This window comes from Actinosynnema sp. NPDC023658 (genome assembly GCF_040639995.1).
In the GTDB taxonomy this organism is placed as follows: Bacteria; Actinomycetota; Actinomycetes; order Mycobacteriales; family Pseudonocardiaceae; genus Actinosynnema.
In genome coordinates this window covers 1-2,903 of the sequence record NZ_JBFAAX010000721.1, presented here as the reverse complement: position 1 = coordinate 2,903, position 2,903 = coordinate 1, and the positions used below count along the sequence as shown (strand labels likewise).

The window sequence follows — 2,903 nt, the reverse complement described above, 5'->3', positions numbered from 1 at the left end:
GTCCGGGTGAACGTGAGCCGACGTGCGCGGGCAGCGGTACCGCGGCGCGTAGTGTAGGACGGTCGTTCTCCCACGATGCGGGAGGCCCGGGGCGTGCCCTGCGACGAGGTGACTGGGAGGTCTCCGGATGGCCCGGTACACCACCAGTCGGTTGGCGCAGGTGAGCCGCTGGATCGCGGAGAAGGCCGCCGAGTCGGACGTTCCCGTCTCGGTGGAAGCCCTGTGCGAGGCCGCAGTGGTCCGCTTGGGCGTCACCGGCGCTGTGCTCACCGTCGACACCTCCGCCTGGCCGGAGGTCAGGTACGCCACGGACGCGCTGGGCGCGCGCTTGGCGGAGTTGCAGGTGACGGTGGGCGAAGGACCGGCCGTGGACGTCCGGCACGGTGGCGGCCCGGCGCTCGTGGCCGATCTCGACGCCCCGTCCAGCCAGGCCCGGTGGCCGATGTTCGCGCCACTGGCCGTCGAGGTCGGAGCCACCGCGCTGTTCGCGCTGCCGCTGTGCGTCGGCGCCATCCGGGCCGGGGTGCTGTCGCTGCACCGGCCCGACCCGGGGCACCTCGACGCCGCGACGCTCACCGACTCACTGGCGTTCGCGGAGCTGGCCCTGCGACTGCTGCTGGACGAGCAGGCCCACCTCAACACGGCCGGCGTCCCCGAGGACGGGCTCCCCCTGCACAATCCCCACGTGCACCAGGCCACCGGGATGGTCGCGGCGCAACTGGGCCTGGGCATCGCTGACGCGTTCGCGCACCTGCGGGCACGGGCGTTCGCCGAGCAGGTGCCGCTGAGCGGGCTGGCGGCCGACGTGGTGGCCCGCCGACGGCGATTCGACCGCGATGGGGGACGACCATGAACACGCGAGGAACACGATCGCGCTCTGAGCACACCAGCGGAGGTGGCTGCGATGGACGGTGAACGTCTCGTCGAAACGTTCGTCGAGTTGGCCGACACCCTGGTCGACGACTTCGACGTCATCGACTTCCTGCACATGCTCGTGGACCGGTGCGTCGAGCTCCTCGACGTCGACGCCGCGGGACTGCTGCTGGCCGACCAGCTGGGCAGGTTGCAGCTGGTCGCGTCGTCCAACGAGCAGGCCCGGCTGCTGGAGCTCTTCCAGCTCCAGAACGACGACGGGCCGTGCCTGGACGCGTTCGCCACCGGCACCAGGGTCAGCCACCCCGACCTGGTGGACGCGGGTGAGCGCTGGCCGCGGTTCACCGCGGCGGCCACCGAGGCGGGGTTCGCTGCCGTGGACGCCGTGCCCATGCGCCTGCGCAACGAGGTGATCGGCGCGCTCAACCTCTTCCGCAACCGGTCCGGCGAGCTGGACGACACCGCGTTGCGCACCGCCACCGCGCTGGTCGACGTCGCCACCATCGGCCTGCTGCAGCAACGTTCGATCCACCACCACCAGGTGCTGACCGAGCAGCTCCAAGCCGCGTTGAACAGCCGGGTGGTCGTCGAGCAGGCCAAGGGGCTGGTGGCCGAACGCCTCCAGGTCGACATGGACACCGCGTTCGCCGCGCTGCGCGGCTACGCCCGCGGGCACAACCTCAAGCTGAGCAGCGTCGCCCACGACGTCATCGCGGGGGACATCGACACCCCGCAGCTCCTCGACGCGCCCGCCAGGACCGGGCAGGTCCGACGCTGATCGGGGCGGCGGCCCGCCCGGTCAGCCGCGCAGCGGCCTCGCGTGACGTCCGACCAGGTCCCGGAGTTCCGGGGTCGGCGCCAGACCCAGGTCGACGTGGAGGAGTCGGCTGAACCGGTCGAACGCGTGCACCGCCTCGGAACGGTTGCCCTCGGCCAGGTGGACGCGGATGAGGGCGGTCTGCGCGCTCTCCCGCAGCGGGTCGGCTCGGACGACCACGCCGGCCGCGGCTGTGGCGTCACCGAAGCGCCTCGCCTCGACCAGGCCGTCCACCACCGCCTCCAACGCGTGGAGCCGGAGCTGGCGCCAGTCCTCGGCCTCTTAGGCGAACCCGTCGTCGTACCCGAGCGGCAGCTGTACCGACGACAGGGTGGCCACCGACTCCACGCTCAGGTCGTCCGCGGCGTGCGGACCGGCTTCGAGCAGGCGGTGGGCGAGCGCCTGGGCGTCGCGCAGGTCGACCGAGACACCTGGTGCGAGTTCCAGGCTCGACGGCGTGACGAGCAGCGCGTCCCGGCAGGTGGGAGTCATGCGGATCAACGTCGACCTCAGGGCCGCGTAGGCGTGGCCCTCGGTCGCGTCCGCCCACAGCGAGCCCGCCACCGACAGCCGTCCCACTGCCCGCCGGCGCATCGCCACGAACGCCAGCAGGCGCTCCGCTCCCCCGGAGACCGGAATGGCCTCGGCTCCCCGGGTGAGCCGGAACCCGTCGAGGAGCGCGACGCGCGAACCCGGTTGGCTGCCGGGGGCCGCCGAGCGCGCTTCCGGAGCCACCAGCGAGGTCACGAGCCCGGTGCCGGCGTGGTGTCGAGAGGGCGCGAAGAGATGATCACGGAAGACCTTCCGGCTTTGACGTGCACGGTGTGCGCGGAGCCGCGCACACGCGGCCGGATCGGGGCCGGCTGCGGTGGAACCGTCGACTGACGTCCTGTCGACCAGGTTACCAGCACGAGCACGGCGAACGTCCCGGATCGCGGGTCAATCCCTTGCCACCACCCGAATCCGTCATGCGTGAGGTTGGGTGTGGCCGCTCAAACCACCCGTTCAGGGGTTACGCCCCCGGAGCCCGGGACGGCACGCGGAGCGACCCGGTCCCCTTCCGGGGCCGGGTCGTCGATGGTCTGCCGTGTCCGCGGGTCATCTCGGTGGTGCCCGAGTGCTACGACTCGCAGCTGCTGCGGAGGTCCGGGGGCACGCCGACGGGTCCGCAGGAGTCGGTGTTGTCGCCGCCGTTGAGGGTGTCCTGGGCGAG

3 protein-coding genes and 1 pseudogene are annotated in these 2,903 nt (G+C 72.3%); 2 read left to right on the top strand and 2 right to left on the bottom strand.

What is annotated here, in order from left to right; all coding sequences use genetic code 11:
* Window positions 1-127: 127 nt before the first annotated feature.
* Window positions 128-853, top strand: a complete 726-nt coding sequence (locus tag AB0G02_RS33775; protein ID WP_360802495.1) for an ANTAR domain-containing protein — start codon at window positions 128-130, stop codon at window positions 851-853.
* A gap of 51 nt (window positions 854-904) precedes the next feature.
* Window positions 905-1,651, top strand: a complete 747-nt coding sequence (locus tag AB0G02_RS33770; RefSeq protein ID WP_360802492.1) for a GAF and ANTAR domain-containing protein — start codon at window positions 905-907, stop codon at window positions 1,649-1,651.
* Window positions 1,652-1,672: 21 nt separating this feature from the next.
* Here AB0G02_RS33770 and AB0G02_RS33765 read toward each other — a convergent pair.
* Window positions 1,673-1,960, bottom strand: a pseudogene (locus AB0G02_RS33765) (bacterial transcriptional activator domain-containing protein); the annotation flags it as partial.
* A gap of 12 nt (window positions 1,961-1,972) precedes the next feature.
* Window positions 1,973-2,437, bottom strand: coding sequence for a hypothetical protein (locus tag AB0G02_RS33760; RefSeq protein ID WP_360802489.1), 465 nt, complete (start codon window positions 2,435-2,437; stop codon window positions 1,973-1,975).
* Window positions 2,438-2,903 lie beyond the last annotated feature (466 nt).

Bases quoted from the DNA above. Each gene is read 5' to 3' on its own strand.
- AB0G02_RS33775 (WP_360802495.1), top strand. From the start codon at position 128: ATGGCCCGGTACACCACCAGTCGGTTGGCGCAGGTGAGCCGCTGGATC.
- AB0G02_RS33770 (WP_360802492.1), top strand. From the start codon at position 905: ATGGACGGTGAACGTCTCGTCGAAACGTTCGTCGAGTTGGCCGACACC.